Genomic DNA, 24250 nt, shown 5'->3' with positions numbered 1-24250 from the left:
GGCCCCGGCCACCCCTCGCCGCGGGACCAACCGTTTCACTGGTTCCGCGCGCCCGTTCCATCTTCCCGATACCGCCGCGGCGCCCCTTTACCCGGGGTGCAAACCCTGTCACGTCTTGGCCACCATACCGGGGATGCCCGCGCCGGATGCCGCGCGCCCCGACCATTCCGAAAGACGAGACGAAGGGAGCGAAGCGCCATGCAAATGCGCGAAAACCGGTTCAAGATCCGCCTGAAGGCGGGCGAGGTGCAATACGGGATCTGGGCCATGCTCTGCTCCACCACCGTGACCGAGATCATGGGCGGCAGCGGCTTCGACTGGGTGCTGATCGACACCGAACACGCCGCGAACGAACTGCCGGGCATCATCGACCAGATCCGCGCGCTCGACACCACCGACACCCCGGCGCTGGTGCGCCCGGCCTGGAACGACACGGTGCTGATCAAGCGGCTGCTCGATTCGGGCGCCGAGAGCTTCATCATTCCCTTCGTGCAGAGCGCCGAAGAGGCCCGTGCGGCCGTGGCCGCCACCCGCTACCCGCCGCACGGCGTGCGCGGCGTGGCCGGGGTGAGCCGGAACGCCTCCTACGGGCGCATCTCCACCTACCTGCAGGAGGCGGCGGACCATATTGCCGTGATCGTGCAGATCGAATCGCGCGAGGCGATGGACAATCTCGAGGAGATCCTGGCGGTGGACGGCGTGGACGCGATCTTCGTCGGGCCGGCGGACCTTGCCGCCTCGCTGGGGCACCTGGGCAATGCCGGCCACCCGGAGGTGCAGGCCGCCATCGCCGAAATCGCCGAACGGGTGAAGGCGGTGCACGGGCGCATGGGCATCTTCACCGGCGGGCCGGAAGACGCCGCCCGGGCCGCGGCGCTGGGCTATCATTTCATGTCGGTGGGGGCGGACGTGATGCTGTTCACCCGGGCCGTGGACGCGCTCGCGGCCGCCGTGAAGGGCTGAGCCGCTCCCCCTGCGGCCGGCCTCGTCCCCGGGGCCGGCCCGCTTGCGGAAGGCGCCAGTGCCCGGGGGGATGTGTCGCATTCGTCAAGCCGCTTGCGAAATCGCCTGCGACTCGCCATTTTCCGGACATGACGCCACCCCGATTTACCCGTGACATGATCATCGAAGCCGTGCGCACGCCCTCCCAGGGCGGCAGTTCGGACTTCGATCTCAACCCCGACGCGAAGCTGCTGCTGCCGCCGGGGCGCAAGCTGCGCCCGGCCGCCGTGCTCTGCCCGCTGATCGAGCGCAGGCAGGGAGTGCAGGTGATCCTCACCCGCCGCGCCACCGCGCTGCGCCACCATGCCGGGCAGGTCGCCTTTCCCGGCGGCAAGGTTGACCCCACCGATGCCGGCCCGCTGGACGCCGCCCTGCGCGAGGCGCATGAGGAGATCGGGCTCGCCCCCGAGGAGGTGGAGATCATCGGGCCGATCGACGGTCACGAGACGGTGACCGGCTTCGCCATCTCGCCCTTCGTGGGCTTCGTGGCCGAGAGCTTCGTGCCCGTGCCCGAGGCCGGGGAGGTGGAGGAGGTGTTCGAGGTGCCGCTCGACTTCCTGATGGACCCGGCGAACCACCGCCGCGGCCACCGCATCCAGGACGGCAACAGGCGCTACTTCTACGAGATGCCCTTCCGGCAGCACTACATCTGGGGCGCCACCGCGCGCATCCTCAAGGGGCTCTCGCTGCGGCTGGGCGCCCTGGAACGGGCATGAGCGGCTCCGGGATCACCCGCCCCGCACCACGCCTCACGGACCCCTGGCTCACGGCCGCGCCCACCCGCGCGGTGATGGAGGCGCTGGCCCGCCCGGCACCCGGCGCTGCGCCGGAGCCGCGGCGCGGGCTCTTCGTCGGCGGCTGCGTGCGCAACGCGCTGCTGGGCGCGCCGGTGTCGGACATCGACATCGCCACGCCCCTGCCGCCGCAGGAGGTCATCGCCCGGGTGGAGGCGGCGGGCCTGCGCGCGGTGCCCACCGGCATCGGCCACGGCACGGTGACGGTGGTGAGCGCCGGCATACCGCACGAGGTCACCACCTTCCGCCGCGACGTGACCACCGACGGCCGCCACGCCGAAGTGGCCTTCACCACCGAGATCGTCGAGGACGCCCGCCGCCGCGACTTCACCATGAACGCGCTCTACGCCGATGCCTCCGGCGCGGTGGTCGACCCGCTGGGCGGGATGGCCGACCTTGCCGCCCGGCGGGTGCGCTTCGTGGGCGAGGCGGCCGCGCGCATCGCCGAGGACCACCTGCGCATCCTGCGCTTCTTCCGCTTCCATGCCTGGTACGGCGCCCACGGGCCGGGGCTGGACGCCGAGGGCCTGGCGGCCTGCGCCGCGGGGGCTGCCGGGGTGGAGGCACTCTCGCGCGAACGGGTGGGCGCGGAGATGCGCAAGCTGCTCGCCGCGCCGGACCCGGCCGCCGCCCTCGCCGCGATGGAGGCTTGCGGCGTGCTCGCCCGCGCCCTGCCCGGGGCCACGGCCGCCGGCCTGCCGCCGCTGCTGGAGGCCGAGGCCGCCGCCGGCGCGGCCCCGCGCTGGCCGCGCCGGCTCTGGGTTCTGGGCGGCGCCGATCCGGCCACCGCCCTGCGCCTGTCGAAGGCCGAGATCCGCGCCCTCGCCGCGCTGAACGCCGCGGTGGGCGAGGGCGAGCCGCCCGCCCCGCGCGCCTTCCGCCACGGTGCGGAGGCGGCGGAGGATTCGGTGGTGCTGGAACTGGCCGCCGGCCTCTCCCCGGTGCCGGGCTGGCGGGGGGAGATCGCCCGCGGCGCCGCGGCGCAGTTCCCCCTCACCGCCGCCGACCTGATGCCGCCGCTGCAGCCGGGCCCCGGCCTCGGCGCGGCGCTGGAGCGGCTGCGCGCGGACTGGCTCGCCTCCGGCCTCACGCTGAGCGCGGAGGCCCTGCGCGCCCGGCTGTGACGGGTGGACACGGAGGCCCGGCGGGACGGAGTGTGCGCCCCCGGCCAGGCACGGCCGCACTGCTGTCCGACACGGCCGGAGACACATCCATGTTCGACGATCCCCTGTTCGCCATCGCCGGCATCGCCTTCGTGGCAGGCTGGAGCCCGGGGCCGAACAACACGCTGCTGGCCGCCTCCGGCGCGAATTTCGGCCTGCGCCGCACGGGCCCGCACGTGGCCGGCGTGGCGATCGGCTTCGCGGTCATGCTTTTCGCCGTGGCGCTGGGGCTGGGCGAGGTGCTCAAGCGCGCGCCGGTCATCACCGAGGTGATGCGCGGCGCGGGCGCGCTGCTGCTGCTGTGGTTCGCCTGGCGCATCGCCACGGCCACCGGCGCGGGCAAGGCAGGCGGTGGAGCCCGGCCCTTCACCTTCCTGCAGGCCGCCGGGTTCCAGTGGATCAACCCGAAGGCCTGGGCGATGAGCATCGGGCTCATCACCCAGTACGACGTGCCCGGCAGCCCGCTGGGCAACGCCGCGCGCCTCGCCGGCGTGGCGCTGCTGGTGGCCGGGGGCGCGTCGCTGGTCTGGGCGGGGCTGGGGGCCGCGCTGCAACGCCTGCTCCAAACGCCCGGGCGGCTGCGGGCGTTCAACCTCATGATGGCCGGGCTCATCCTGCTCTTCGTGGTGGCGCTGCTGTCAGACTGGGCCTGAGAGCCCGAGGCGCGCCACCTCCGCCTGCCACCAGGGCAGGCTGCGCAGGTGGCGGCGCAGGGCGGTGTCGCTCGCGGCCGGCGCGAGGGTGATGTAGCGCACGGCCTCGTCGCGGCTGGGGCCGGTGAGGCCGGTGAGCCAGGCCTCGGCGGTGGCGAGGCTGAAGGGCGCGCCGGCGGTTCGGGCGAAATTCGGGTCGAGATCGGTCCAGATCGCCGCGTCGTGGCCGGCGGCGGCGCACCAGTCCGCCACCCGCTCCGCCACCTCCGGCAGGCGGGTGCGGCGGCACCCGCTGCGCAGGCAGACGGCACCGATACGCTCCGCCGGGGCGCGTTCGCGCATCGCGAGATCGGCGATGGCGGCGTCCAGGCTGTCCCGGCGCGAGACGATGGCATGGGTGGGGCACTCGGTGCCGTGCACCGGGTCCAGGCAGAGCACCAGGCCCATGAGCCGTTTCGGCGAGATGCGGGAGAATTCCATCGGCAGCATCGGCCCCCCGCCCATCGCCCAGGGCAGGCGCACTTGCGGCGCGAGCACCTCCAGGTCCCAGATCAGCGAGCCGTAGGCAAGGATGGCGATGGTCATCGGCGTCTCGGGGGCTGGGGCGGACTGTCGTTTCCGGAGCGGGGCCGGACCGTCGCCGGAGAAGGCGGGGGCAGGTCGCTCCCGGGCGGGATGAACCTGTCCCCCGCCGGAACGGAGTGCGAAATGTCCGCTGCCGGGACGGGGTACCAAGTGTCCGCACCGGGGACGCGGGACGAGTTGTCCCTCCGCGGACGCAGGATGAATTGTCCGCTCCGGGGACGCGGGTCGAAGTATCGCCTCCGGGGACGGGAGCGAAACTCTCTCTCCGGAGATGAGAACAAACTGCTCCTCCGGGGACGGGAACGAATTGTCACCTCCGGGGACGCGGGACGAATTGTCCCCTCCGGGGACGGGAACGAATTGTCCCCTCCGGGGACGGGGGCCGCCCCCCGAAGGATCGGGCCCCGCCGCCTGCGCACGGGCGGCGGGGCCCTGCGGGGTCAGATCTGGTCCACGAGCGTGTCGCCCAGCGAGCAGACGGTCTCGCCCGGGGCGGCTTCCACGTTGAGCACCTTCACCACGCCGTCCTCGACGAACATGGAGTAGCGCTTCGAGCGGCTCATCAGCCCCACCGGCGGGGCGGAGAAGTCCATGCCCACCTTGGTGGTGAAATCCGACAGCGGGTCGGCCAGCATGGTGATGCCGGCATCGGTGGCGCCGGTGGCCTCGCCCCAGGCCTTCATCACGAACGGGTCGTTCACCGAGACGCAGACGATCTCGTCCACGCCCTTCGAGCTCAGCGCCTCGGCGGCCTTCACGAAGCTCGGCACATGGGTGTTGTGGCAGGTGGGCGTGTAGGCGCCGGGCACCGCGAAGAGCGCCACCTTGCGCCCCTTGAACACCTCGGCGGTGGAAACCGCTTCCGGCCCGTTCGCGCCGAGCTTCACGAAGCTCGCTTCCGGAAGCGTGTCGCCTGTTGAGATAGCCATGCCATTCCCCTCTTCGGTTGCATTGGGTTCGGGCGGGATTATAGGGTATCGCCGGTCAGCCGCCAGAGGGCAGCCGGCACGAAAACAAGAACGTCGGGCGCACAGGAGCAGGGGGTTCCATGGAGAATATCGTCGTCGTCGGCGCGGGCCAGGCGGGGGCTTCGCTGGTGGCCAGGCTGCGCGCGAAGGGCTTCACCGGATCGGTGACACTGTTGGGCGAGGAGCCCCAGGCCCCCTACCAGCGCCCGCCGCTTTCCAAGGGCTACCTGCTGGGCGAGATGCCGCTGGAGCGCCTGCTGCTGCGCGCCGCGAGCTTCTACGAGGAGCAGGGCATCGCCCTGAAGACCGGCACCCGCGTCTCCGCCATCGACCGCGCCGCGAAGACCGTGCGGCTGGCTGACGGCACCGCCCTGCCCTATGACGCGCTGGCGCTCACCACCGGGTCGCGCCCGCGCATGCTGGCCCCGGTGATCGGCGGGGACCTCGCGGGGCTCTACCCGGTGCGGGGCCTCGCGGATGTGGACGCGATGGCGGCGGAGTTCCGCGAGGGCGCGCGCGCGCTCATCGTGGGCGGCGGCTACATCGGGCTGGAAGCGGCTGCCGTGGCCTCCAGGCTGGGCCTGAAGGTGACCCTGCTCGAGGCCGCGCCGCGCATCCTGCAGCGTGTGGCCTCTCCCGAGACCTCCGCCTGGTTCCGCGCCCTGCACCTCGCGCGGGGGGTGGACCTGCGCGAGGGCATGGGCCTGTCGAAGCTGCTGGGCCGCGACGGCCGGGTGTGCGGGGCGGAGCTGGCCGACGGCTCGGTCATCGAGGCGGATTTCGCCATCATCGGCATCGGCATCCACCCGGACGTGGCCCTGGCCGATGCCGCCGGCATCGCGCTCGACAACGGCATCGCGGTGGACGCCCACGGCCGCACCTCGGACCCGTCGGTCTACGCCGCCGGCGACTGCGCCTCCTTCCCCTACCGCGGCCACCGCATCCGGCTGGAATCGGTGCAGAACGCCATCGACCAGGCCGAGGCCGTGGCCGACGCCATGCTGGGCGACGAGACACCCTACGTGCCCAAGCCCTGGTTCTGGTCCGATCAATATGACGTGAAGCTGCAGATTGCCGGGCTGAACACCGGCTATGACCGGGTGGTGGTGCGCCCCGGCGCGCGCGAGGGCACGCAATCGGTCTGGTACTTCCACGCCGACACGCTGCTGGCGGTGGACGCGATGAACGATCCGCGAGCCTACATGCAGGCAAAGCGCTGGATCGAGGCCGGGATCTCCCCCGCGCCGGAGGCCGTGGCCGACCCGGCAAACGAACTGAAGACCCTGGTCTGACCCTGCGCACCGCGCCGGCCCGCCCGGCGCGGGCCGGTCGGGCGACGTGATGTCGCGGTTTCGGAAACAATCTATCCAAAGCCCGGGCGGTTGTCTCCGGAGTAGTGGAACGTATGTTTCATGGCGTCTGAAACACACACGCACCAGGAGATTCCGATGCGCCTTCTGTCCACCTTCGCCGCTGCCGTTCTCGTCGCCGCTGCGACCCAGGCGTCCGCCGAGACCTACAGCCCGGATCCCAGCCACACGAATGTGCGCGCGAGCTGGACCCATGTGGGTTTCTCTCGCCAGCAGCTCAACTTCCGCACCGTGACCGGCACCGTCGATCTCGACAAGTCCGACATCGCCTCGGCCAAGGTCGACATGACCATCGACACCAGCTCGATCGACACCGGCGTGGCCGCGCTGGACGACCACCTCAAGAGCGCCGATTTCTTCGATGCCGACGAATATGGCGAGGCGCATTTCGTCTCCACCAAGGTGGAGAAGACCTCCGACACCACCGCCACGGTGACCGGCGACCTCACCATCAAGGACCAGACCCATCCGGTGACCCTGGAGGTGACCCTGAACGCGATGGGCGAGCACCCGATGGGCCAGTACATGGACTATTACAAGGGTGACTGGATCGGCGTCACCGCCACCGGCACCGTCAAGCGCTCCGACTGGGGCCTGGACATGATGGTCCCCGCCATCTCGGACGAGATCCAGCTGTTCATCTCCACCGAGATGAAGGCGGAATAACGCACCCCACCCGCTCCGGCCGGATGCGCGCCCGCGCGTCCGGCCACGCCTGCCCTGCCCGCAACGCCAACCCTACCCGCAACGCCCACCCTGCCCGCAGCGCCCGCCCTGCCCGCAGCGCCCGCCCTGCCCGCAGCGCCCGCCCTGCCCGCGGCGCCCGCCCTGCCCGCGGCGCTCCATCTCCATTGGCGCGCCCCTTTCCGCGGCGCCACACTCCGCGCGGGCCCGGCCCCTCCATTCCACGGTGCCGTGCTTTCCGCAGGGACCGTCCCACCTGCAACGCCCCCTTCCCGCAGGACCCCGCCTCCACCAAGCCCCTTCATCCTGCAGCGCGCCCTCTTCCGAAGTGCCCCCTTCCCGCAGCGCCACACTTCGCGCTGGGACCGGCCGCTCCACTCCGCGGTGCCCTCCCCGTCCTGCAGGGACCATCCCGGCCGCAACGCCCCGCCCTTCCGCAGGGCCTCACCTCCACCAGGCCCCTCCATCCCGCAACGCGCCCTTTCCCGCAGCAACCTTCCCTCCTGCGACGCGCCGCTTTGCGCGGGGTCCCCCTTCCACCCGGCCTCCGTCCGGCAGCGCCCGCCCCTCCGGAAACGCGGTCCAGGGGCGCCGGTGGTCTGCTGGACGGAGCGTGGGAGAGGTCCGGGCGGCGCTCCCGGGCAGGCTCGCGCGCCCGCATCTCTGGCCCGCTGTCGGGCCGCTCGCACGCGGCTGGGCCCGGATATCAGCCGGGCCCGTTCCTCCACGGTTCAGGGCGCGCAACATGCCCGCCCGCGGTGCCGCGCGGGCATTCCGGTGCGTTTCCGGCCCGGACGGACCGGGGCCTTGGCGCGCGGGCCGGGCCCCGCGGGCCAGAGCCGCTGTTCAGGAACCTTCCGGAGGGGACACCCGGGAGGCCGCTTCGCGCCGGGCCGCCTCGTACGTCCGCGCGGCCCGCCCCTCGGGGGGCGCCGGCGCGAGATGCCGCCCCGCTCCGGCCAGTCCGGCCAAGACGCCGAGCAGTGCGAAGGCGATTGCCGCAGGCCCTGCGCCGAAGTGCGCCGACAGCAGACCGAAGAGCGGTGCCCCCGCCGACTGTCCGACGGCGATGACGAGAAAGCCGATCATCAGCCCGGTGGCCGGCCTCGCCGGCAGCGCCGCCACGCCCCAGACGAGATAGACCCCCGTCAGCATCACGTAGGCCGCGCCGAACAGCGCCCCGCCCGCCAGCACCGCGAAAGCGCCGCCGGGGCCGGCCCCCACCGCCAGGATGCCCGCCGCCATGACGCCGAGACCCGCGCGGTGCACCGCGTCGATGCCGAAGCGCGCGGTGAGCGACCCGGCCCAGGCGCCGGCGATCCCGGCCGCACCCGTCGCCATCCACAACGCGCCGGCCCGACCGCCCCAGCCCGGGCGCGCCTCCAGCAGCTGCCCGCCGAAGGACCAGAGCGCGGTGCTGGCCGCCCCGGTGAGGAAGGCCGCGAGCACCAGCCGGCTCAACGCGGCGCTCCACGGCGGCAGCCCGCGCGGCACGGCGGCCCCGGCGCCCCGCGCCGGCACCGCGACACCCGCCGCGACCGCCAGCACCAGCGCCGCCACGGCGAAGGCGGCGAAGGCCAGCCGCCACTGCCCGCCCAGCCCCAGCGCCACCGCGCCTGACAGGGCGACGCCCGCACTGGTTCCGGCGTTGATGAGCGTGTTGGTGACATCCTGCCGCGCGGCCCGCACGTCGGCGGCCACCGCGGCGGCCATCGGCGGCGAGGCAAGCCCGGTGCTCAGCCCGGCCAGCAGCACCGCCGCAGCAAGCCAGGGCGCGTCGGGCGCCGCCGCGATTCCGGCCATGCCGGCCGCCGCCGCCAGCGCGGCACCCACCGCCACCGCGCGCGGCCCCACCCGCTCCGTCAGCACGGCGGAGGCGGCGATGGCAAGGCAATAGACCAGGAAGGCCCCGCCGGAGATCAGCCCTGCAAGCGCCGGGCCCAGCGACAGTTCCGCCTCCACCTGCGGCAGGAACAGCCCGAAGGCGAAGCGCGCGAAACCATAGCACACCGCGATCAGCCCGAAGCCGACGGCGCCGAGGCGCAGGGCCGGGCTCATGCCCCGCCCCCCGCGGCCCGGGCCTGACCAACCAGCGTGAGCGCGGCCTGCCGCGCCGCCGTCACCGCCCCGGGGCCGCGATAGACCGCCGCCGCCGTGGCGCCCTCGAACAGCACCAGAACCTGCTCGGTGAGGGCGGCATCCTCCGCCCCGCCGCATTCGGCCGCGACGATCTCGCCAAGGCGGCGGTGGAAGGCCGCCTTGTGCGCGGCCACCGCCTCGGCCACCTCCGGCAGGTCACCGCCGGTCTCGGCCAGGCTGCGCAGGAACAGGCAGCCGCGCGCGCCCTCGGCCTCAAGCCAGGCGGCCAGCGCGTCGAACAGCGCGGCCACGCCGCCCTGCTCCAGCCGGGCCATGAAGCGGCGGTCACGTGCGGCGAGAACCGCGGTCAGCAGCGCGGCCTTGCTGCCGGCGTGCTTGTAGAGCGTGCGGCTGGACATGCCGGCGGCCGCCGTCAGCCTGTCCATTCCGGTCGCGGTGAAGCCATGCCGGTCGAACAGCCGTTCGGCGGCCTGGATGAGCCTGGTTTCCGTGTCCATGCCGGAACATGTAAAACGGTCGTTTTACACTTTCAAGCCCAGCCGGGGAGAAGCAGGCCGGTTCAGGCCAGGCATTCCAGGATGCGGATATGCGTGTCGCCATAGCGGCGGGCGTCCCGTTCCGTCACCCAGCCCGGCAGGGTGACATCGCCGCCCTCCTCCCACACGATGATCGCGCCGGGGGCGAGCCAGCCGCCCTCCTTCGCCGCCTCCAGCGCCGTCTCGCCCAGGCCCATGCCGTAGGGCGGGTCGAGGAAGACGAGGGTGAAGGGCGCGCCGCGGTTCGGGCCGAGGCGGGTCGCGTCGCGCCGGAACAGCTTGCACTGGCCGATCACGCCCAGCCGGTCGATGTTCTCGCGCACCAGGGCACGGGCCCTGGCGCCATCGTCGACGAAGGTCACCCGTTCCGCCCCGCGCGAGAGCGCCTCGAAGCCGAGCGCGCCGGTGCCCGCGAAGAGGTCCAGCACCCGGGCGCCCTGTGGCAGCGCGGGCTCGGCGAAGCCGCCATGGGCGAGGATGTTGAACAGGGCCTCGCGCACCCGGTCCTGGGTGGGACGCAGGTGGGCGGCGGCGTCGCCCTCGCCCAGCTCCGCGAGGGTCTTGCCGCGGAAGCGGCCGCCGACGATGCGCATTCCCGCCATGTCAGAGCACCGCGTCCAGCGCGGCCATCAGCCGCTCCACGTCCGCCTGCGAGGTGTAGTGGGTGAAGCTCAGCCGCAGCACGCCGTGGGCGGGGTCGATCCCGAGCGCGCGCAGCAGGCGCACGGCGTAGAAATCCCCGCCCCCGGCCATGATCCCGTAGGGCTCCAGCGCCTCTGCCAGTTCCGCCCCCGGCCGCCGGTGGAGAAGCGAGACCGTCGGCGCGCGCACCAGCGCATCGGAGGGCCCGAGCAGGCGGATGTCGTTGCGCGCGGCGAGGAAGTCCAGCAACGGGGCGGTGATGCGCATCTCGTGGCCGCGCATCAGCCCGTGCACGTCCCATGCGCGCTCCGCCGCGCTCACCGCCGGCTGGCCGGGCTCGCCGAAATGGCGCTCGTGCAGCAGGTCGACATAATCGGCCATGCCGGTGGCGGCGGCGATCTGGGCATGGTCCGGGCCGGCGGGGGTGAACCGCTTGGTGATGTCGCCGGCGTTGAAGTCATGCCCCTGCGCCGGCAGGGTTCCGGCCAGCGCCCGGCGGATGACCATCACGCCCAGGTGCGGCCCGTAGGTCTTGTAGCTGGAGAACAGGTAGATGTCGGCGCCAAGCGCGCTCACGTCCGCGAACCCGTGCGGGGCGTAGGACACGCCGTCCACGCAGCTCCAGGCGCCGGACTCCCGCGCCATGGTGCAGAGGTCGGTCACCGGGTTGATCTCGCCGAGGATGTTGGAGCAGTGCGGGAAGCACACCAGCCGCACCTTGCCGTCATCGAGCAGCCCCGCCAGCGCCACCGGGTCCAGCGCGCCGGTCTGCGGGTCCACCTGCCATTCGCGGATCTCGATGCCGCGCCGGGCCAGCCGCCACCAGGCGCCGCTGTTGGCCTCATGGTCCTGGTTGGTGACCACGATGGCATCGCCCCGGCCCAGCATCTCGCCGAAGGCCTGCGCCAGCACGTAGGTGTTCTGGCTGGTGGAGGGGCCGAAATGCAGCTCGTCGCCGCCCACGTTCAGCAGCGCGGCGATGCGGGTGCGGGCCTCGTCCATCTCCGCGCCGCCGAGGCGGGAGGCCTCGAAGGACCCGTAGGGCTGAACCTTGCGCTGGTGGTGGAAGCGCGCCAGCCGGTCCAGCACCGGGGCGCAGATGTAGGAGCCACCGGCATTTTCGAAGAAGGAGAGGGCCTCCAGGGGCGGCTCGAAGAAGGCCGGGAACTGGTTCCTGACGAAGGCGAGATCGAGTTTTCTCATGCGGACCGCTGCAATTTCCTGATGGAGCCCCCCGGCACGGATGCCGGGGCAGGCCGTCGGACGGTAGGCGCGGCGCTCAGAGCGCCGCGAGATGAGCCTCGAGATGACCGAGCCGGTCATGGCCCCAGAACACCTCCTCCCCGACCACGTAGGTCGGGGCGCCGAAGACCCCCTTCTCCAGCGCCAGCGCGGTGTTGCGCTCGAAGGTCTCCACCGAGGCGAGCAGCCGCCGGTCGAGCAGCGCCGGGTCCACGTCGAAGGCGCTCATGCAGGCCTTCACCTCCGCCTCGTCGGCAATGTCGCGCTCCTCCGCCCAGCAGGCGGCGAGCAGCGCATGGGCCAGCGCGCCCACGTTCGGCGAGCCGGCCTCCTGCGCGGCGATCACGGCGGCACAGCTCGGCACCGGGTTCACCGGCCAGTGGCGCGGCTTCACGTTGATCGGCAGGCCGGCGGCGGCCGCGCTGCGCGCGATGTCCTTCAGCCGGTAGCTCTGGCGCGACGGATGGCGTTGCGGGGGCAGCGGGGTTCCGGTGGCCTCGAACACCTTGCCGATCGCGAAGGGCCGGTAGACGATCTCCGCGCCATGCCGCGCGGCGAGGGCCTCCAGCTCCAGCCCGGCGAGGTAGGTATAGGGTGAAACCGTGACCATGAAATAGTCGATCGTCGTCATGTCCGCGCCCCTTGCCGTTCCGAGGGCACCAACATGCCGTGATTGGTGGGCTTTGCAAGCTCGAAGGGCGATGCTAAGGGAGCCGGGACGCCCGGCAGTTCTGCCCGGGTTCCTGTGCAGCACCGTCCTTCGACCCGGCCAGAGGGGACTTCGCCCATGAAATCCGACATCCAGCTCAAGCTGATTTCCGGCAATGCGAACCGGCCGCTGGCCGAAGCCATCGCGCGGCGCATGACGGTCTATCGGGGCGGGCCGGTGCAGCTGGCCAACGCCCGGGTCGAGCGGTTCAACGACAAGGAGATCTTCGTCGAGGTGTTCGACAATGTCCGCGACGAGGACATGTTCATCATCCAGCCGACGTCGAACCCCGCGAACGACAACCTGATGGAACTGCTGATCATGGCCGACGCGCTGAAGCGCTCCTCGGCGCAGCGCATCACCGCCGTGATCCCCTATTTCGGCTATGCCCGGCAGGACCGCCGCACCTCTGCCCGCACGCCGATCTCCGCCAAGCTGGTCGCGAACCTGATCACCAATGCCGGCATCGACCGGGTGCTGACGGTGGACCTGCACGCGGGCCAGATCCAGGGCTTCTTCGACATCCCGGTGGACAACCTCTACTCCGCCCCGGTCTTCGCCCTCGACATCAAGCACAACTTCAAGAAGCTCGACGAGGTGACGGTCGTCTCCCCCGACGTGGGCGGCGTGGCGCGCGCGCGCGAGCTGGCCAAGCGCATCGACGCCGGCCTCGCCATCGTGGACAAGCGCCGCTCGCGCCCCGGCGAGATCGAGAGCATGACGGTGATCGGTGACGTGAAGGACCGGGTCTGCATCATCGTGGACGACATCTGCGACACCGCCGGCACGCTCTGCGCCGCCGCCAGCCTGCTGAAGGACCAGGGCGCCAAGGAGGTGCATGCCTACATCACCCACGGCGTGCTCTCGGGCCCGGCGGTGGAGCGGGTGACGAACTCGGCGCTGAAATCCCTCGTGGTGACGGATTCCATCGAGCAATCCGCCGCCGTGCGCAAGGCGCGCAACATCCGCGCCGTGCCGCTGGCCCCGCTGCTCGCCCAGGCGGTGCTCAACATTTCCAACGGCGCCTCGGTGTCGATGCTGTTCACCGAAGAGACGCTGGGCCCGATCTACGAGGCCTTCTACCCGGGCCATTGAGCGCCGCGACACGCCTTGTGCAGGCCGGCCGCCCCCGGGGCGCGCCGGCCTATTTGTGGGCGGGTCGTGCGACGCGACCGATACGCAAAGAGCCTCTCATGTCACAGTGCTCAGCCCCAACTTCTGCAATACTTCATCCCACATGTCCGAAGTGCGACATACTATGTTCGCGAGATTTGCTTTCTTTTTATTAAAGTATAAATTGATATGATGCCTCTCTACATTCGCTGACATTGAATCATATTCTCTGGAAACAGCCCAATATGGGTCTGTGGGGCTGCGCGTGATTTTGAAATGGCGTGTTCTATTTGCCAAGTCTCTTGCGATTTTCCATTCGTCGTAGACACTCAAAATCCGGTCGAGATCGTCCTTTTTCGCTACCCCGTCCCCTATCAGCCAGTCACGCAGCGAGTGTGACCACACAAAGTACGCCAGTGAGTAATCAATGGCATCGTGAAAGTCCGTACGCGGCAAATCCATCAATTCAGACAACGCCCTGTCCCGCCAGCGCCGAGTTCTACGGAAGTGATTTTTCCAACCAGTGACATTATCCGCGCTCGGCATTGCTCCCTCCATAAAGCCAACTCCAAAAGATGGCCTCTTAATTAAGGCCGACGCACGTCCTTAAGTCACCCGCACCTGCCACCCTATTAATTATTGACCAAACAGCACGCGAAAAGGGGCGCCCCCGGCCGGGAGCGCCCCCTTTGAACTCGCCGCCTGCCCCGGAGGGCGGCGCGTGTCAGTCCTTCACCACCTGGTCACGGGCGAAGCGCATGTCGTTCGCACGCTGCGCCGCGCTCAGCCGGTGATGGTCGCCGGCCTTCCTGACACCATCCTCGGCCACGGCCAGGAGGTCGTCCAGATGCTCGCGGGTCACCTCTCCGCGCGGAACCGCGGTCTCCGCCAGGATGGTGACCGAGTCCGCGGAGACCTCGGCGAAGCCGCCGGTGACGAAGAAATCCGTTTCCTTGCCATCCACCATCACCTGCACGAAGCCGGGACGGAGGGTGGAGAAGAACAGCGCGTGCCCGGGCATGGCGGTGAATTCACCCTCATAGCCCGGCACAACCACCGAAGTCGCCTGGACCGACATGAGCTTGCGCTCCGGCGAGACCAGATCGAACTGCATCGTGTCAGCCACAGGACCTCCTTATGCCGCTTTCGCGGCCATCTTCTCGGCCTTCGCGATCACCTCTTCGATGTCGCCGACCATGTAGAACGCACCTTCCGGCAGATGATCGAACTCGCCGGCCACCACGCGCTTGAAGCTGTCGATGGTCTTCTCCAGCGGCACCTGCACGCCGGGCGAGCCGGTGAACACCTGCGCCACGTCGAAGGGCTGGGAGAGGAAGCGCTGGATCTTGCGCGCGCGCGCAACGGTCAGCTTGTCCTCTTCCGACAGCTCGTCCATGCCGAGGATGGCGATGATGTCCTGCAGCGACTTGTAGCGCTGCAGCATGCCCTGCACGTCACGCGCCACCTGGTAGTGCTCCTCGCCCACGACCATCGGGTCGAGGATGCGGGAGGTGGAGTCGAGCGGGTCCACGGCCGGGTAGATCCCGAGCTCGGAGATGGCGCGCGACAGCACGGTGGTGGCGTCGAGGTGGGCGAAGGAGGTCGCCGGCGCCGGGTCGGTAAGGTCATCGGCCGGCACGTAGATCGCCTGCACCGAGGTGATGGAGCCGGCGCGCGTGGAGGTGATGCGCTCCTGAAGCTGGCCCATGTCGGTGGCGAGCGTCGGCTGGTAGCCCACGGCGGAGGGGATGCGGCCGAGAAGGGCCGACACTTCCGAACCCGCCTGGGTGAAGCGGAAGATGTTGTCCACGAAGAACAGCACGTCGGTGCCGGACTCGTCGCGGAACTGCTCGGCCATGGTGAGGCCGGAGAGCGCGACGCGGGAGCGGGCCCCCGGCGGCTCGTTCATCTGGCCGTAGACCAGCGCCACTTTCGACTCCTCGAGGTTCTCGGCGTTGATGACGCCGGACTCGATGAATTCGTAGTAGAGGTCGTTGCCCTCACGGGTGCGCTCCCCCACGCCGGCGAACACGGAATAGCCCGAGTGCACCTTGGCGATGTTGTTGATCAGCTCCTGGATGAGAACCGTCTTGCCCACGCCGGCGCCGCCGAACAGGCCGATCTTGCCGCCCTTGGAGTAGGGGGCGAGCAGGTCGATCACCTTGATGCCGGTCACAAGGATCTCGGACTCGGTGGACTGTTCCGCGAATTCCGGAGCCGGCTGGTGGATGGCGCGGCGCTCGGTGGCGTTCACCGGGCCCTTCTCGTCCACCGGGTCACCGACCACGTTCATGATGCGGCCCAGGGTCGCCGGGCCGACGGGCACGGTGATCGGGCCGCCGGTGTCGGACACCTTGGTGCCGCGGACCAGACCTTCGGTCGAGTCCATCGCGATGGTGCGCACGGTGTTCTCGCCGAGGTGCTGGGCAACCTCGAGGATCAGGCGGTTGCCGTTGTTGTCCGTTTCCAGCGCGTTCAGGATGGCAGGCAGGCTGTCTTCGAACTGTACGTCGACGACCGCGCCGATCACCTGGGTGATTTTACCGACTGCATTGGCCATGTTCGGTCTCTCCGTTCCCTCAGAGCGCTTCCGCGCCCGCAATGATCTCGATAAGTTCGGTGGTGATCGCGGCCTGACGGGACCGGTTGTACTGGATCGTCAGCTTGTCGATCATCTCGCTCGCATTCCGGGAGGCGTTGTCCATCGCGGACATGCGCGCCCCCTGCTCGGAGGCGGCATTCTCCAGCAGGGCCCGGAAGATCTGCGTCGCGACGGAGCGCGGCAGCAGATCGGCGAGGATTTCCTCCTCACTCGGCTCATATTCGTAGTTCGGCGTGGTGTCGCTGGCAGCTTCGCCATCGAATTTCGCCGGGATGAGCTGCAGCGCCGTCGGCGTCTGGGTCATGACCGACTGGAACTCGCTGTAGAAAATCGTGGCGACGTCGAACTCTTCCGCGGCGAAGCGGGCCAGAACGTCGTCGGCAATGTCATGCGCGTTCACGTAGCCCAGCTTCTTCACCTCGGACATGTCCACATGCCCGATGAAGTGCTGCGACCAGTCGCGACGCAGCTGATCGCGCCCCTTCTTGCCGACGGTGAGGATCTTCACCGTCTTGCCGGCCTCGAGAAGCTTGCGCGCATGGATGCGTGCCAGCTTCACGATCGAGGAGTTGAACCCCCCGCAGAGGCCGCGCTCGGCGGTCGCGACGATGAGCAGATGCACATCCTCGCGCCCCGTCCCGCGCAGGAGAAGCGGAATCGTGGGCGAATCCCCCGCGGTACGGGCGAGATTGCCCAGCACCGCGTCCATGCGCTCGGCATAGGGACGCGCGGCCTCGGCGGCCTCCTGCGCGCGGCGGAGCTTTGCCGCCGCGACCATCTGCATGGCCTTCGTGATCTTGCGCGTGTTCTTGACGCTCTCGATCCGGTTCTTAAGGTCCTTCAAGCTCGGCATGCGCCAGGCTCCCCTCTCTCAAACAGGCCGCGGGTCAGGCGAAGGTCTTGGCGAAGGCCTCGATGGCTGCCTTGATCTTGTCGGCGAGGTCGCCGGCAACCTTGCGGTCGTTCACCCGGATGTCCTCGAGAAGGTCCTTCTCGTGGCTGCGCAGGTAGGCCAGCAGCCCCTTCTCGAAGGCACCGACCTTGGAGACCGGCATCTTGTCGAGGTAACCTTGGGTACCGGCGTAGATCACGATGACCTGCTCGGCGCTGGTGAGCGGCGCGTACTGCGGCTGCTTGAGCAGCTCGGTGAGGCGCGCGCCGCGGTTCAGCAGCTTCTGGGTCGCGGGATCGAGGTCCGAGCCGAACTGGGCGAAGGCCGCCATCTCGCGGTACTGGGCGAGCTCGAGCTTGATCGAACCGGCCACCGACTTCATCGCCGAGGTCTGCGCGGCGGAGCCGACGCGGCTCACCGACAGGCCCACGTTCACCGCCGGGCGGACGCCCTGGTAGAACAGGCCGGTCTCCAGGAAGATCTGGCCGTCGGTGATCGAGATCACGTTCGTCGGGATGTAGGCGGACACGTCGCCGGCCTGCGTCTCGATGATCGGCAGCGCGGTGAGCGAGCCGGAGCCGTTGTCCTCGTTGAGCTTCGCGGAGCGCTCCAGCAGGCGGGAGTGCAGGAAGAACACGTCGCCCGGGTAGGCTTCGCGGCCGGGCGGGCGGCGCAGCAGCAGCGACATCTGGCGGTAGGACACGGCCTGCTTGGAGAGGTCATCATAGATGATGAGCCCGTGCATGCCGTTGTCGCGGAAGTACTCGGCCATCGCGGTCGCCGCGTAGGGGGCGAGATACTGCATCGGCGCGGGCTCGGACGCGGTCGCGGCCACCACGATGGAATAGGCCATCGCGCCTGTCTCTTCGAGCTTCTTGACCAGCTGCGCCACGGTGGAGCGCTTCTGGCCCACGGCGACGTAGATGCAGTAGAGCTTCTTGTACTCGTCGTCGCCGGCGGCGTCGTTGTAGGCCTTCTGGTTCAGGATCGCGTCCAGCGCCACGGCGGTCTTGCCGGTCTGGCGGTCACCGATGATCAGCTCGCGCTGGCCACGGCCGATCGGCACCAGGGCGTCGATCGCCTTCAGGCCGGTGGCCATCGGCTCATGCACCGATTTGCGCGGGATGATGCCCGGCGCCTTCACGTCGGCGCGGGTGCGGCCCTCGGCCTCGATCGGGCCCTTGCCGTCGATCGGGTTGCCCAGCGCGTCGACCACGCGGCCCAGCAGGCCGCGGCCGTAGGGCACGTCCACGATCGAGTTGGTGCGCTTGACGATGTCGCCTTCCTTGATCGTCCGGTCCTCACCGAAGATCACGATACCGACGTTGTCGATCTCGAGGTTCAGCGCCATGCCCCGGATGCCACCGGGGAATTCGACCATCTCGCCGGCCTGGACGTTGTCCAGCCCGTGCACGCGCGCGATGCCGTCACCGACGGAGAGCACGCGGCCAACCTCGGCAACCTCGGCCTCCTGGCCGAAATTCTTGATCTGCTCCTTGAGGATCGCAGAGATCTCAGCGGCCTGGATACCCATCACCCCACCTCTTTCATAGCGTTCTGAAGGTTCATGAGCTTCGAGCGGATCGACGTGTCGATCATCTTCGATCCCACCTTGACGACAAGACCGCCGATGATCGCGTCATCGACCGTCACATTCACGGCAACTTCCTTGCCAAACGAATTCCTGAGCGCGGCCTTGAGGTCCGCGAGCTGCGCATCCGCCAGCGGGGCGGCGGCGGTAACCTCCGCCGACACCTCGCCCCGGGCTTCGGCGGCGAGCGCGTGGTAGCCGGCGATCAGCTCCGGCAGCACGAACAGGCGGCGGTTGGCCGCCATCAGCTGCACGGTGCTGGTCACGTAGACGCCGAGCTCCATCTTCTGCGCCAGCGCGGCCATGGCGCGGGCCTGGTCCTCACGGCTGTAGACCGGAGACTTGATGACGTCCCGCAGGTCGGAGCTGTCATCCAGCGCCGCCTGAAGCGCGGCAAGATCGGCCTCGATGAGGGAGACGGCATTCGCCTCTGTTGCAAGTTCGAACAACGCGGTCGCGTAGCGGCCGGCTGCTCCGGAAACGAGCGTCGCTGATGCGGACACGGTCACCCTTCCGTTCTCTTGGCAGCCGTCGGGATGCGGCCACGTTGACAGACCCCGGCCGCTGCCCCCTGCAAAGGCCGGATTTCGGGCGTTGCTACCATAGGGTTTTCATCCATGCAACCCGGCCGCAGGGGCACACCAGGCCATGCCGTTCAATGATTTCAACATCTTACCTCAAAATCCCCCCTGCCTGCGACGCTTTGGACAGTGTTAACATGTTGCAGGGTCTGCGTCGCGGGCTGAATCGCGCTCAGGCCCGGCCCGTCACGGGTTTCACCGGCTTGGTGAGACCCTCCAGAATTTCGAACGGTCTGCGGGCGCTTTCGCGCGCCCCGTTGCGCGGCAGGACATACACCTGCTTGGCCGCCTCCACGAGGATGGCGCCGGCCAACCGGCTCACCCCCACGCGCTGGCCCAGCCGTTCCCAGGCCGGGGCGGTGCGCAGCACGAACTGGCGGTGCGAGGGCGGGAAATACAGCGCCGCCGCGTGGCGCTCGGAGGAGAAGCGGTGTCGGCGCAGCTCCGCGTCGATCTGCCCGAAGGAATAGGGCCGGCCGTAGCCGAAGGGCGTGCCGTCGCGCCGCGCCCAGATGCCCGAGCGGTTGGGCAGCACGAAGACCACGCGCCCGCCCGGCGCCAGCACCCGCCAGATCTCGTCGAGCAGCGCCCCGGGCTGTTCGCAGGTCTCCAGCCCGTGGCCGATCACCAGCCGGTCCACGAAGCCCGAGGGCAGCGGCCAGGCCGTCTCGTCCGCCAGCACCGAGATGTTCGGCCCTTCCGGCGGCCAGGGCATCACGCCCTGCTGGCCCGGCATCAGGCAGATCACTCGCCGCGCCTCCGCTAGGAAGGGGCGCAGCATCGGCGCGGGAAAGCCGAACCCGGCCACGGTCTCGTCCTTCACCCTGGGCCAGAGGTCGCGCAAGGCGTCCTGCAACGCCGTCTTCGCGCGCCGCCCGAGGGGCGTGCGGTAATAGAAGGCGCGAAGATCGACGACATCCAGGTGCATTGCAAGGCGGGACGCTCTCATGGTTAAACACCCCGAGTCCAGCCCCGGCAGAAGGTTTCCCCCATGTCCCTCGAAATCGTCACGGTCCCATGCCTGTCCGACAACTACGCCTACCTGCTGCGCGATGGCGAGACCGGCACTGTCGCGCTCGTCGATGCGCCGGAGCCGGGCCCGATCGTCGCGGCGATCGAGGCACGGGGCTGGACGCTGGACCTGCTGCTGATCACCCACCACCACTATGACCATGTCGACGGCGTGGAGGCCCTGCGCGCCCGCACCGGCTGCGCGGTGTGGGGCGCGGCGGCCGATGCCGGCCGGTTGCCGCCGCTGGACCGCGCCCTCGCTCCGGGCGACAGCATCGCGGTGGGCGCCAGCACCGGCGTGGTGCTCGACGTGCCGGGCCACACCGTGGGCCACATCGCCTTCCACTTTCCCGCCGACAAGGCCGTGTTCACCGCCGACAGCCTGATGGCCCTGGGCTGCGGCCGGCTGTTCGAGGGCACCGCTCTGCAGATGTGGACCAGCCTGTCGCAGTTCCTCGGCATGGACCGCGACACGCTGGTCTGCTCGGGGCACGAATACACCCAGTCCAACGCCCGCTTCGCGCTGACCATCGAGCGGGACAACGCCGCCCTCACCGCCCGCGCCGCCGCAATCGACGCCGCCCGCGCCGCCGGCCGGCCCACCGTGCCCTCCTCCCTCGGCGAGGAGCTGGACACCAACCCGTTCCTGCGCGCCGGCCTGCCGTCCGTGAAGGCCGCGGTGGGGCTGGACGGCGCCGACGACGCCGCCGTCTTCGCCGAAATCCGCCGCCGCAAGGACGACTTTCGCGGCTGACCCCGCCGCCGAAGGCACCCCGACGCCCCCCCCTCGGGCGCGCGTTCGCCGACACCGCCCCGGGCGTACGGCTTCCCCTCCCTCCGGCGCGCTCGGCGCCGCCGCGCCGCCCTGCCCCGCGGCGCCTGCGTGCCGGACAGCCAGCGACAGGGGGCCGCGCCCACGGCGGCATGCCCTGCCTCTGCGCAGGCGCGTTAACGGCGGTTAGCCAAGGCGGCCGACAGGGCTGCCGGATTCACTTCCGCGCAACGGATCTCCCCGAAACTCCCTCCCGGGTGGCAAGGGAGTATCCGACATGACAGTTGACGTGCTGCGCCTCGATGCGCGTGAGGAAAGCCTGCTGGACGGGGACATGATCCGTGTCCTGCGCGCCACGCTCGGCCATGACATGAGCCAGGAGCTGATGGAGGACGCCTCCTTCCAGCTTGCCGAACGGCTCAGCCGGCTGGAGCAGCTGGTAGCGGACCACGATCTGCCCGGGCTCCACCGGCTGGCGCACGGGCTGACCGGGCTGGCCGGCCAGGTCGGGCTGATGCAGCTGAGCTCGGTGTCCCGCGCCCTTGCCGACTGCGCGCGCAGGGGAGACCACGTGGCGGTGCCCGCCGTCGCCGCGCGGCTGGTGCGCCTGGGCGAGGAATCGCTGTTCTCCCTGGCAGGATTCATCGACTGACGGAGGCTCCGGGCGGCAGACTTCCCCCGCCCCCGGATCGCTCGCCAGCGGCCTCCCCGAGAGGCCGGAACGCGCCCGGCATCCCCCTCATGCCGGGCGCGACTTCATGTCCACCGCACACCGGGCCCTGCCCCGCCGGCACCGCCCATTCCCCGCGGCGGCCCTGCCCCTGGCGCGGGCCCGTTCCGGGCCGTCACGGCGGGAGAAGGGGCCGGAGGGGGGATTGCCACTTCCCGGTTATGCGCTAGGCTCCCGGCACGACGGCCAGGCACGGGAGCGACCGTGCGGCCCCGGCCGCGACGCGCCCACGCCCCGGCCCGCAACCGCCCAAGGAGACGACCCCACATGCCCGCCACCTTCGCCTGCCCTGACGCCCCCGGCGCCATTCCCCTCGAACCGGTGGAAGCGGAGGCCTGCGCCGCGCGGCTGGCGGCGCTCGGGCCCCGGGCCGTGGCCTGGGCGGCGGCGAACGGGTTCACCGGGGCGGCGGGCTCCGTGCTCGTGCTGCCGGATGCGGAGGGCGGCGTGGCGCGGGTGCTCGCGGGATGGGGCACCGAGGGCACGCGCCGGCGCGGGCGCTTCCCGCTCGCCGCCGCAGCGGCCAGCCTCGCCCCCGGCGTCTACCGGCTCGAAACCGCACCGGATGCGGCGCCGCTCACGGGGGCCGCGCTGGAGGAGGCCTGCCTGGGCTGGCTGCTCGCCGCCTACCGCTTCGACCGCTACAAGCCCTCCGAGCGCGAGGCGCCGCTGCTGCTGCCCCCGGAGGGGCTGGACACGGCGCGGCTGGAGATCATCGCCGCCGGCGCCGCCCTCACCCAGGACCTGATCAACACCCCCGCCTCCGACATGGGGCCCGAGACGCTGGAAGGCCGGTTCCGCGCCCTTGCCGAGGTGCACGGCGCCGAAGTGGAGGTGACGGCGGGCGACGCCCTGCTGGACGCGAATTTCCCCATGATCCACGCCGTGGGCCGCGCCGCGGCGGAGGCCCCGCGCCTGCTCGACCTGCGCTGGGGCCGCGAGGACGCGCAGAAGGTGACGCTGGTGGGCAAGGGCGTGTGCTTCGACACCGGCGGGCTGAACATCAAGCCCGGCGCCTCCATGGGCCTGATGAAGAAGGACATGGGCGGCGCTGCCAACGTGATGGGCCTTGCGCACATGATCATGGCGAGCGGGCTCGATGTGCGGCTGCGCGTGCTGGTGCCGGCGGTGGAGAATGCCATCTCCGCCTCCGCCTTCCGCCCCGGCGACATCCTCACCTCGCGCAAGGGCCTCACGGTGGAGGTGAACAACACCGACGCCGAGGGCCGGCTGGTGCTGGCCGACGCGCTGGCGCTGGCGAGCGAGGAGGCCCCGGAGACGCTGTTCTGCCTCGCCACCCTCACCGGGGCGGCGCGCGTGGCGCTGGGGCCGGACATCCCGCCCTTCTACTCCGACGACGAGGTGCTGGCCGCCGAGATCACCGCCGCCGCCGCCCGCACCGCCGACCCGCTGTGGCGCATGCCCTTCTGGGCGCCCTACGAGAGCCTGATCGAGCCCGGCATCGCCGATCTCGACAACGCGCCCTCCGGCGGCATGGCCGGATCTGTCACCGCGGCGCTGTTCCTCAAGCGCTTCACCGACGTGGCGCGCTTCGCCCATTTCGACATCTACGGCTGGACGCCGGCGGCGAAACCCGGCCGGCCGAAGGGCGGGGCCATGCAGGCCGCGCGCGCCCTGTTCTCGCTGCTCGAGGCGCGCCATGGCCGGGCCTGACCTGCGCCGCACCCCGGCCCGCCCCGACCTCGCCGCGGCACATCTGCGCGGCCGGGTGACGGCGGAGCGCTTCGCGGAGGCGGAGCCGGCGCGCGTGAGCGCCGCCGTGGCGCCGATGTGGACCGGGCCGGACGCCGCCCGGCGCGGCTCGGAGCTGCTGTTCGGCGAGATCTTCGACATCTACGAGCGGCGCGACGGGCTCGCCTGGGGGCAGGCCCGGGCGGACGGCTACATGGGCTATGTCCCCGAGGACGCCCTCGCCGCCCCGGCCGGGGACACCACGGCCCGCGTCTCCGCCCCGCTGGCCCACCTCTATCCGGAGCCGGACATAAAGGCCCCGCCGCGCCTCATCCTGCCGCAGGGCAGCCGGCTGACCCTGCAGGGCGGCGCCGGGCGCTTCCGCGAGACGCCGGACGGCTTCGTGATCGCCACGCATGTCGCGCTCGACGGCCGCCCGGCGGAGGACTGGGTGGCCGTGGCGGAGAGCCTTCGCGGCGCGCCTTACCTCTGGGGCGGGCGCAGCATGCTCGGCATCGACTGCTCGGCGCTGGTCCAGCAGGCGCTCACCGCCGCCGGAACGCCCTGCCCGCGGGACACGGACATGCAGGCGGCGGAACTGGGCACCGCCCTCGCCCCCGGCAGCGCGCTGCGGCGCGGCGACCTGGTGTTCTGGAAGGGCCATGTCGGCGTGATGCTGGACGAGACCGTGCTGCTGCACGCGAACGCCTGGCACATGCAGGTGGCGCAGGAGCCGCTCGACGGCGCGATCGCGCGCATCGCCGCGCAGGACGGCGGGCCCGTCACCGCGCGGCGCCGGCCCTGACCCGCCCCCCGGG

The 24250-nt window shown here is 70.8% G+C and carries 25 protein-coding genes; 11 read left to right on the top strand and 14 right to left on the bottom strand.

Annotated features, from left to right (window positions below; all coding sequences use genetic code 11):
- Positions 1–198: 198 nt before the first annotated feature.
- The 4 genes from FDP22_RS09565 (at position 199) to FDP22_RS09550 (ending at position 3612) form a co-directional block, all read left to right on the top strand.
- Positions 199–963, top strand: a complete 765-nt coding sequence (locus FDP22_RS09565) for an HpcH/HpaI aldolase family protein (protein WP_138571950.1) — start codon at positions 199–201, stop codon at positions 961–963.
- A gap of 155 nt (positions 964–1118) precedes the next feature.
- Complete coding sequence (locus tag FDP22_RS09560) at positions 1119–1718, top strand: CoA pyrophosphatase (protein WP_138571951.1); 600 nt, start codon at positions 1119–1121, stop codon at positions 1716–1718.
- On the top strand, positions 1715–2920 hold the full coding sequence (locus FDP22_RS09555) for a CCA tRNA nucleotidyltransferase (protein WP_430225450.1): 1206 nt from the start codon (positions 1715–1717) through the stop codon (positions 2918–2920). Before FDP22_RS09560 ends, FDP22_RS09555 begins: the two co-directional genes overlap by 4 nt.
- A gap of 89 nt (positions 2921–3009) precedes the next feature.
- The gene (locus tag FDP22_RS09550; RefSeq protein WP_138571952.1) at positions 3010–3612 is read left to right on the top strand and encodes a LysE family translocator; all 603 of its coding nucleotides are present in this window, start codon (positions 3010–3012) and stop codon (positions 3610–3612) included.
- On the opposite strand, the gene FDP22_RS09545 is transcribed toward FDP22_RS09550, so the two are convergent.
- Together FDP22_RS09545 and FDP22_RS09540 are read right to left on the bottom strand one after the other, a co-directional pair.
- Positions 3598–4197, bottom strand: a complete 600-nt coding sequence (locus FDP22_RS09545) for a hypothetical protein (protein ID WP_138571953.1) — start codon at positions 4195–4197, stop codon at positions 3598–3600. The genes FDP22_RS09550 and FDP22_RS09545 overlap by 15 nt on opposite strands.
- A gap of 440 nt (positions 4198–4637) precedes the next feature.
- On the bottom strand, positions 4638–5126 hold the full coding sequence (locus FDP22_RS09540) for a peroxiredoxin (RefSeq protein WP_138571954.1): 489 nt from the start codon (positions 5124–5126) through the stop codon (positions 4638–4640).
- Between the two features lie 119 nt (positions 5127–5245).
- Between FDP22_RS09540 and FDP22_RS09535 the strand changes: the two genes are divergently transcribed.
- Both FDP22_RS09535 and FDP22_RS09530 read left to right on the top strand, forming a co-directional pair.
- Positions 5246–6457: an NAD(P)/FAD-dependent oxidoreductase gene (locus FDP22_RS09535; protein ID WP_138571955.1), complete on the top strand. Its 1212-nt coding sequence runs from the start codon at positions 5246–5248 to the stop codon at positions 6455–6457.
- A 156-nt stretch (positions 6458–6613) separates the two neighbouring features.
- Positions 6614–7201, top strand: coding sequence for a YceI family protein (locus tag FDP22_RS09530; RefSeq protein WP_138571956.1), 588 nt, complete (start codon positions 6614–6616; stop codon positions 7199–7201).
- An 864-nt stretch (positions 7202–8065) separates the two neighbouring features.
- On the opposite strand, the gene FDP22_RS09525 is transcribed toward FDP22_RS09530, so the two are convergent.
- The 5 genes from FDP22_RS09525 to FDP22_RS09505 form a co-directional block, all read right to left on the bottom strand.
- Positions 8066–9277 (bottom strand): MFS transporter, encoded by a 1212-nt coding sequence (locus FDP22_RS09525; RefSeq protein ID WP_138571957.1) that lies wholly within the window; start codon positions 9275–9277, stop codon positions 8066–8068.
- Positions 9274–9816: a TetR/AcrR family transcriptional regulator gene (locus FDP22_RS09520; RefSeq protein ID WP_138571958.1), complete on the bottom strand. Its 543-nt coding sequence runs from the start codon at positions 9814–9816 to the stop codon at positions 9274–9276. The genes FDP22_RS09525 and FDP22_RS09520 overlap by 4 nt, the downstream gene beginning before the upstream one ends.
- 62 nt (positions 9817–9878) lie before the next feature.
- Entirely contained in the window at positions 9879–10448 is a 570-nt protein-coding gene (rsmD, locus tag FDP22_RS09515) for a 16S rRNA (guanine(966)-N(2))-methyltransferase RsmD (RefSeq protein WP_138572522.1), read from the bottom strand.
- A 10-nt stretch (positions 10449–10458) separates the two neighbouring features.
- Positions 10459–11700 carry an aminotransferase class V-fold PLP-dependent enzyme gene (locus FDP22_RS09510; RefSeq protein WP_138571959.1) on the bottom strand — a complete coding sequence of 414 codons (1242 nt, stop codon included), beginning with the start codon at positions 11698–11700 and terminating at the stop codon, positions 10459–10461.
- Between the two features lie 76 nt (positions 11701–11776).
- Positions 11777–12370: a 2-hydroxychromene-2-carboxylate isomerase gene (locus FDP22_RS09505; protein WP_138571960.1), complete on the bottom strand. Its 594-nt coding sequence runs from the start codon at positions 12368–12370 to the stop codon at positions 11777–11779.
- A gap of 156 nt (positions 12371–12526) precedes the next feature.
- On the opposite strand from FDP22_RS09505, the gene FDP22_RS09500 reads away from it, so the two are divergent.
- Positions 12527–13543: a ribose-phosphate pyrophosphokinase gene (locus FDP22_RS09500; protein WP_138571961.1), complete on the top strand. Its 1017-nt coding sequence runs from the start codon at positions 12527–12529 to the stop codon at positions 13541–13543.
- 96 nt (positions 13544–13639) lie between these two features.
- Here the strand turns inward: FDP22_RS09500 and FDP22_RS09495 are convergent, their stop codons facing one another.
- The 7 genes from FDP22_RS09495 to FDP22_RS09465 form a co-directional block, all read right to left on the bottom strand.
- Positions 13640–14107, bottom strand: coding sequence for a hypothetical protein (locus FDP22_RS09495; RefSeq protein WP_138571962.1), 468 nt, complete (start codon positions 14105–14107; stop codon positions 13640–13642).
- 178 nt (positions 14108–14285) lie between these two features.
- Positions 14286–14687, bottom strand: coding sequence for an ATP synthase F1 subunit epsilon (gene atpC / locus FDP22_RS09490; RefSeq protein ID WP_138571963.1), 402 nt, complete (start codon positions 14685–14687; stop codon positions 14286–14288).
- Positions 14688–14696: 9 nt separating this feature from the next.
- Positions 14697–16121, bottom strand: coding sequence for a F0F1 ATP synthase subunit beta (atpD, locus tag FDP22_RS09485; protein WP_138571964.1), 1425 nt, complete (start codon positions 16119–16121; stop codon positions 14697–14699).
- A 19-nt stretch (positions 16122–16140) separates the two neighbouring features.
- Positions 16141–17016, bottom strand: a complete 876-nt coding sequence (locus tag FDP22_RS09480) for a F0F1 ATP synthase subunit gamma (RefSeq protein ID WP_138571965.1) — start codon at positions 17014–17016, stop codon at positions 16141–16143.
- A 34-nt stretch (positions 17017–17050) separates the two neighbouring features.
- The gene (atpA, locus tag FDP22_RS09475) at positions 17051–18589 is read right to left on the bottom strand and encodes a F0F1 ATP synthase subunit alpha (RefSeq protein ID WP_138571966.1); all 1539 of its coding nucleotides are present in this window, start codon (positions 18587–18589) and stop codon (positions 17051–17053) included.
- Positions 18589–19155 carry a F0F1 ATP synthase subunit delta gene (locus tag FDP22_RS09470; protein ID WP_138571967.1) on the bottom strand — a complete coding sequence of 189 codons (567 nt, stop codon included), beginning with the start codon at positions 19153–19155 and terminating at the stop codon, positions 18589–18591. Before FDP22_RS09470 ends, atpA begins: the two co-directional genes overlap by 1 nt.
- A gap of 244 nt (positions 19156–19399) precedes the next feature.
- Positions 19400–20155 (bottom strand): class I SAM-dependent methyltransferase, encoded by a 756-nt coding sequence (locus tag FDP22_RS09465; protein ID WP_138572524.1) that lies wholly within the window; start codon positions 20153–20155, stop codon positions 19400–19402.
- A 63-nt stretch (positions 20156–20218) separates the two neighbouring features.
- On the opposite strand from FDP22_RS09465, the gene gloB reads away from it, so the two are divergent.
- From gloB to FDP22_RS09445, 4 genes are all read left to right on the top strand, one after another.
- Entirely contained in the window at positions 20219–20992 is a 774-nt protein-coding gene (gloB, locus tag FDP22_RS09460; RefSeq protein WP_138571968.1) for a hydroxyacylglutathione hydrolase, read from the top strand.
- Between the two features lie 295 nt (positions 20993–21287).
- A complete protein-coding gene (locus FDP22_RS09455) occupies positions 21288–21662 on the top strand; it encodes an Hpt domain-containing protein (protein WP_138571969.1) in 375 nt (124 codons plus the stop codon).
- A gap of 345 nt (positions 21663–22007) precedes the next feature.
- Positions 22008–23414, top strand: a complete 1407-nt coding sequence (locus FDP22_RS09450) for a leucyl aminopeptidase family protein (protein ID WP_138571970.1) — start codon at positions 22008–22010, stop codon at positions 23412–23414.
- Positions 23401–24237 (top strand): C40 family peptidase, encoded by an 837-nt coding sequence (locus FDP22_RS09445; RefSeq protein WP_138571971.1) that lies wholly within the window; start codon positions 23401–23403, stop codon positions 24235–24237. The genes FDP22_RS09450 and FDP22_RS09445 overlap by 14 nt, the downstream gene beginning before the upstream one ends.
- Positions 24238–24250 lie beyond the last annotated feature (13 nt).

Source organism: Paroceanicella profunda (assembly GCF_005887635.2).
In the GTDB taxonomy this organism is placed as follows: Bacteria; Pseudomonadota; Alphaproteobacteria; order Rhodobacterales; family Rhodobacteraceae; genus Paroceanicella; species Paroceanicella profunda.
This window is presented reverse-complemented; position numbering and strand designations above follow the sequence as displayed.

Excerpts from the sequence above, each read along its gene's own strand:
- FDP22_RS09565 (WP_138571950.1), top strand. The coding sequence starts at position 199 with ATGCAAATGCGCGAAAACCGGTTCAAGATCCGCCTGAAGGCGGGCGAG.
- FDP22_RS09560 (WP_138571951.1), top strand. The coding sequence starts at position 1,119 with ATGATCATCGAAGCCGTGCGCACGCCCTCCCAGGGCGGCAGTTCGGAC.
- FDP22_RS09555 (WP_430225450.1), top strand. The coding sequence starts at position 1,715 with ATGAGCGGCTCCGGGATCACCCGCCCCGCACCACGCCTCACGGACCCC.
- FDP22_RS09550 (WP_138571952.1), top strand. The coding sequence starts at position 3,010 with ATGTTCGACGATCCCCTGTTCGCCATCGCCGGCATCGCCTTCGTGGCA.
- FDP22_RS09545 (WP_138571953.1), bottom strand. The coding sequence starts at position 4,197 with ATGACCATCGCCATCCTTGCCTACGGCTCGCTGATCTGGGACCTGGAG.
- FDP22_RS09540 (WP_138571954.1), bottom strand. The coding sequence starts at position 5,126 with ATGGCTATCTCAACAGGCGACACGCTTCCGGAAGCGAGCTTCGTGAAG.
- FDP22_RS09535 (WP_138571955.1), top strand. The coding sequence starts at position 5,246 with ATGGAGAATATCGTCGTCGTCGGCGCGGGCCAGGCGGGGGCTTCGCTG.
- FDP22_RS09530 (WP_138571956.1), top strand. The coding sequence starts at position 6,614 with ATGCGCCTTCTGTCCACCTTCGCCGCTGCCGTTCTCGTCGCCGCTGCG.
- FDP22_RS09525 (WP_138571957.1), bottom strand. The coding sequence starts at position 9,277 with ATGAGCCCGGCCCTGCGCCTCGGCGCCGTCGGCTTCGGGCTGATCGCG.
- FDP22_RS09520 (WP_138571958.1), bottom strand. The coding sequence starts at position 9,816 with ATGGACACGGAAACCAGGCTCATCCAGGCCGCCGAACGGCTGTTCGAC.
- rsmD (WP_138572522.1), bottom strand. The coding sequence starts at position 10,448 with ATGCGCATCGTCGGCGGCCGCTTCCGCGGCAAGACCCTCGCGGAGCTG.
- FDP22_RS09510 (WP_138571959.1), bottom strand. The coding sequence starts at position 11,700 with ATGAGAAAACTCGATCTCGCCTTCGTCAGGAACCAGTTCCCGGCCTTC.
- FDP22_RS09505 (WP_138571960.1), bottom strand. The coding sequence starts at position 12,370 with ATGACGACGATCGACTATTTCATGGTCACGGTTTCACCCTATACCTAC.
- FDP22_RS09500 (WP_138571961.1), top strand. The coding sequence starts at position 12,527 with ATGAAATCCGACATCCAGCTCAAGCTGATTTCCGGCAATGCGAACCGG.
- FDP22_RS09495 (WP_138571962.1), bottom strand. The coding sequence starts at position 14,107 with ATGCCGAGCGCGGATAATGTCACTGGTTGGAAAAATCACTTCCGTAGA.
- atpD (WP_138571964.1), bottom strand. The coding sequence starts at position 16,121 with ATGGCCAATGCAGTCGGTAAAATCACCCAGGTGATCGGCGCGGTCGTC.
- FDP22_RS09480 (WP_138571965.1), bottom strand. The coding sequence starts at position 17,016 with ATGCCGAGCTTGAAGGACCTTAAGAACCGGATCGAGAGCGTCAAGAAC.
- atpA (WP_138571966.1), bottom strand. The coding sequence starts at position 18,589 with ATGGGTATCCAGGCCGCTGAGATCTCTGCGATCCTCAAGGAGCAGATC.
- FDP22_RS09465 (WP_138572524.1), bottom strand. The coding sequence starts at position 20,155 with ATGCACCTGGATGTCGTCGATCTTCGCGCCTTCTATTACCGCACGCCC.
- gloB (WP_138571968.1), top strand. The coding sequence starts at position 20,219 with ATGTCCCTCGAAATCGTCACGGTCCCATGCCTGTCCGACAACTACGCC.
- FDP22_RS09455 (WP_138571969.1), top strand. The coding sequence starts at position 21,288 with ATGACAGTTGACGTGCTGCGCCTCGATGCGCGTGAGGAAAGCCTGCTG.
- FDP22_RS09450 (WP_138571970.1), top strand. The coding sequence starts at position 22,008 with ATGCCCGCCACCTTCGCCTGCCCTGACGCCCCCGGCGCCATTCCCCTC.
- FDP22_RS09445 (WP_138571971.1), top strand. The coding sequence starts at position 23,401 with ATGGCCGGGCCTGACCTGCGCCGCACCCCGGCCCGCCCCGACCTCGCC.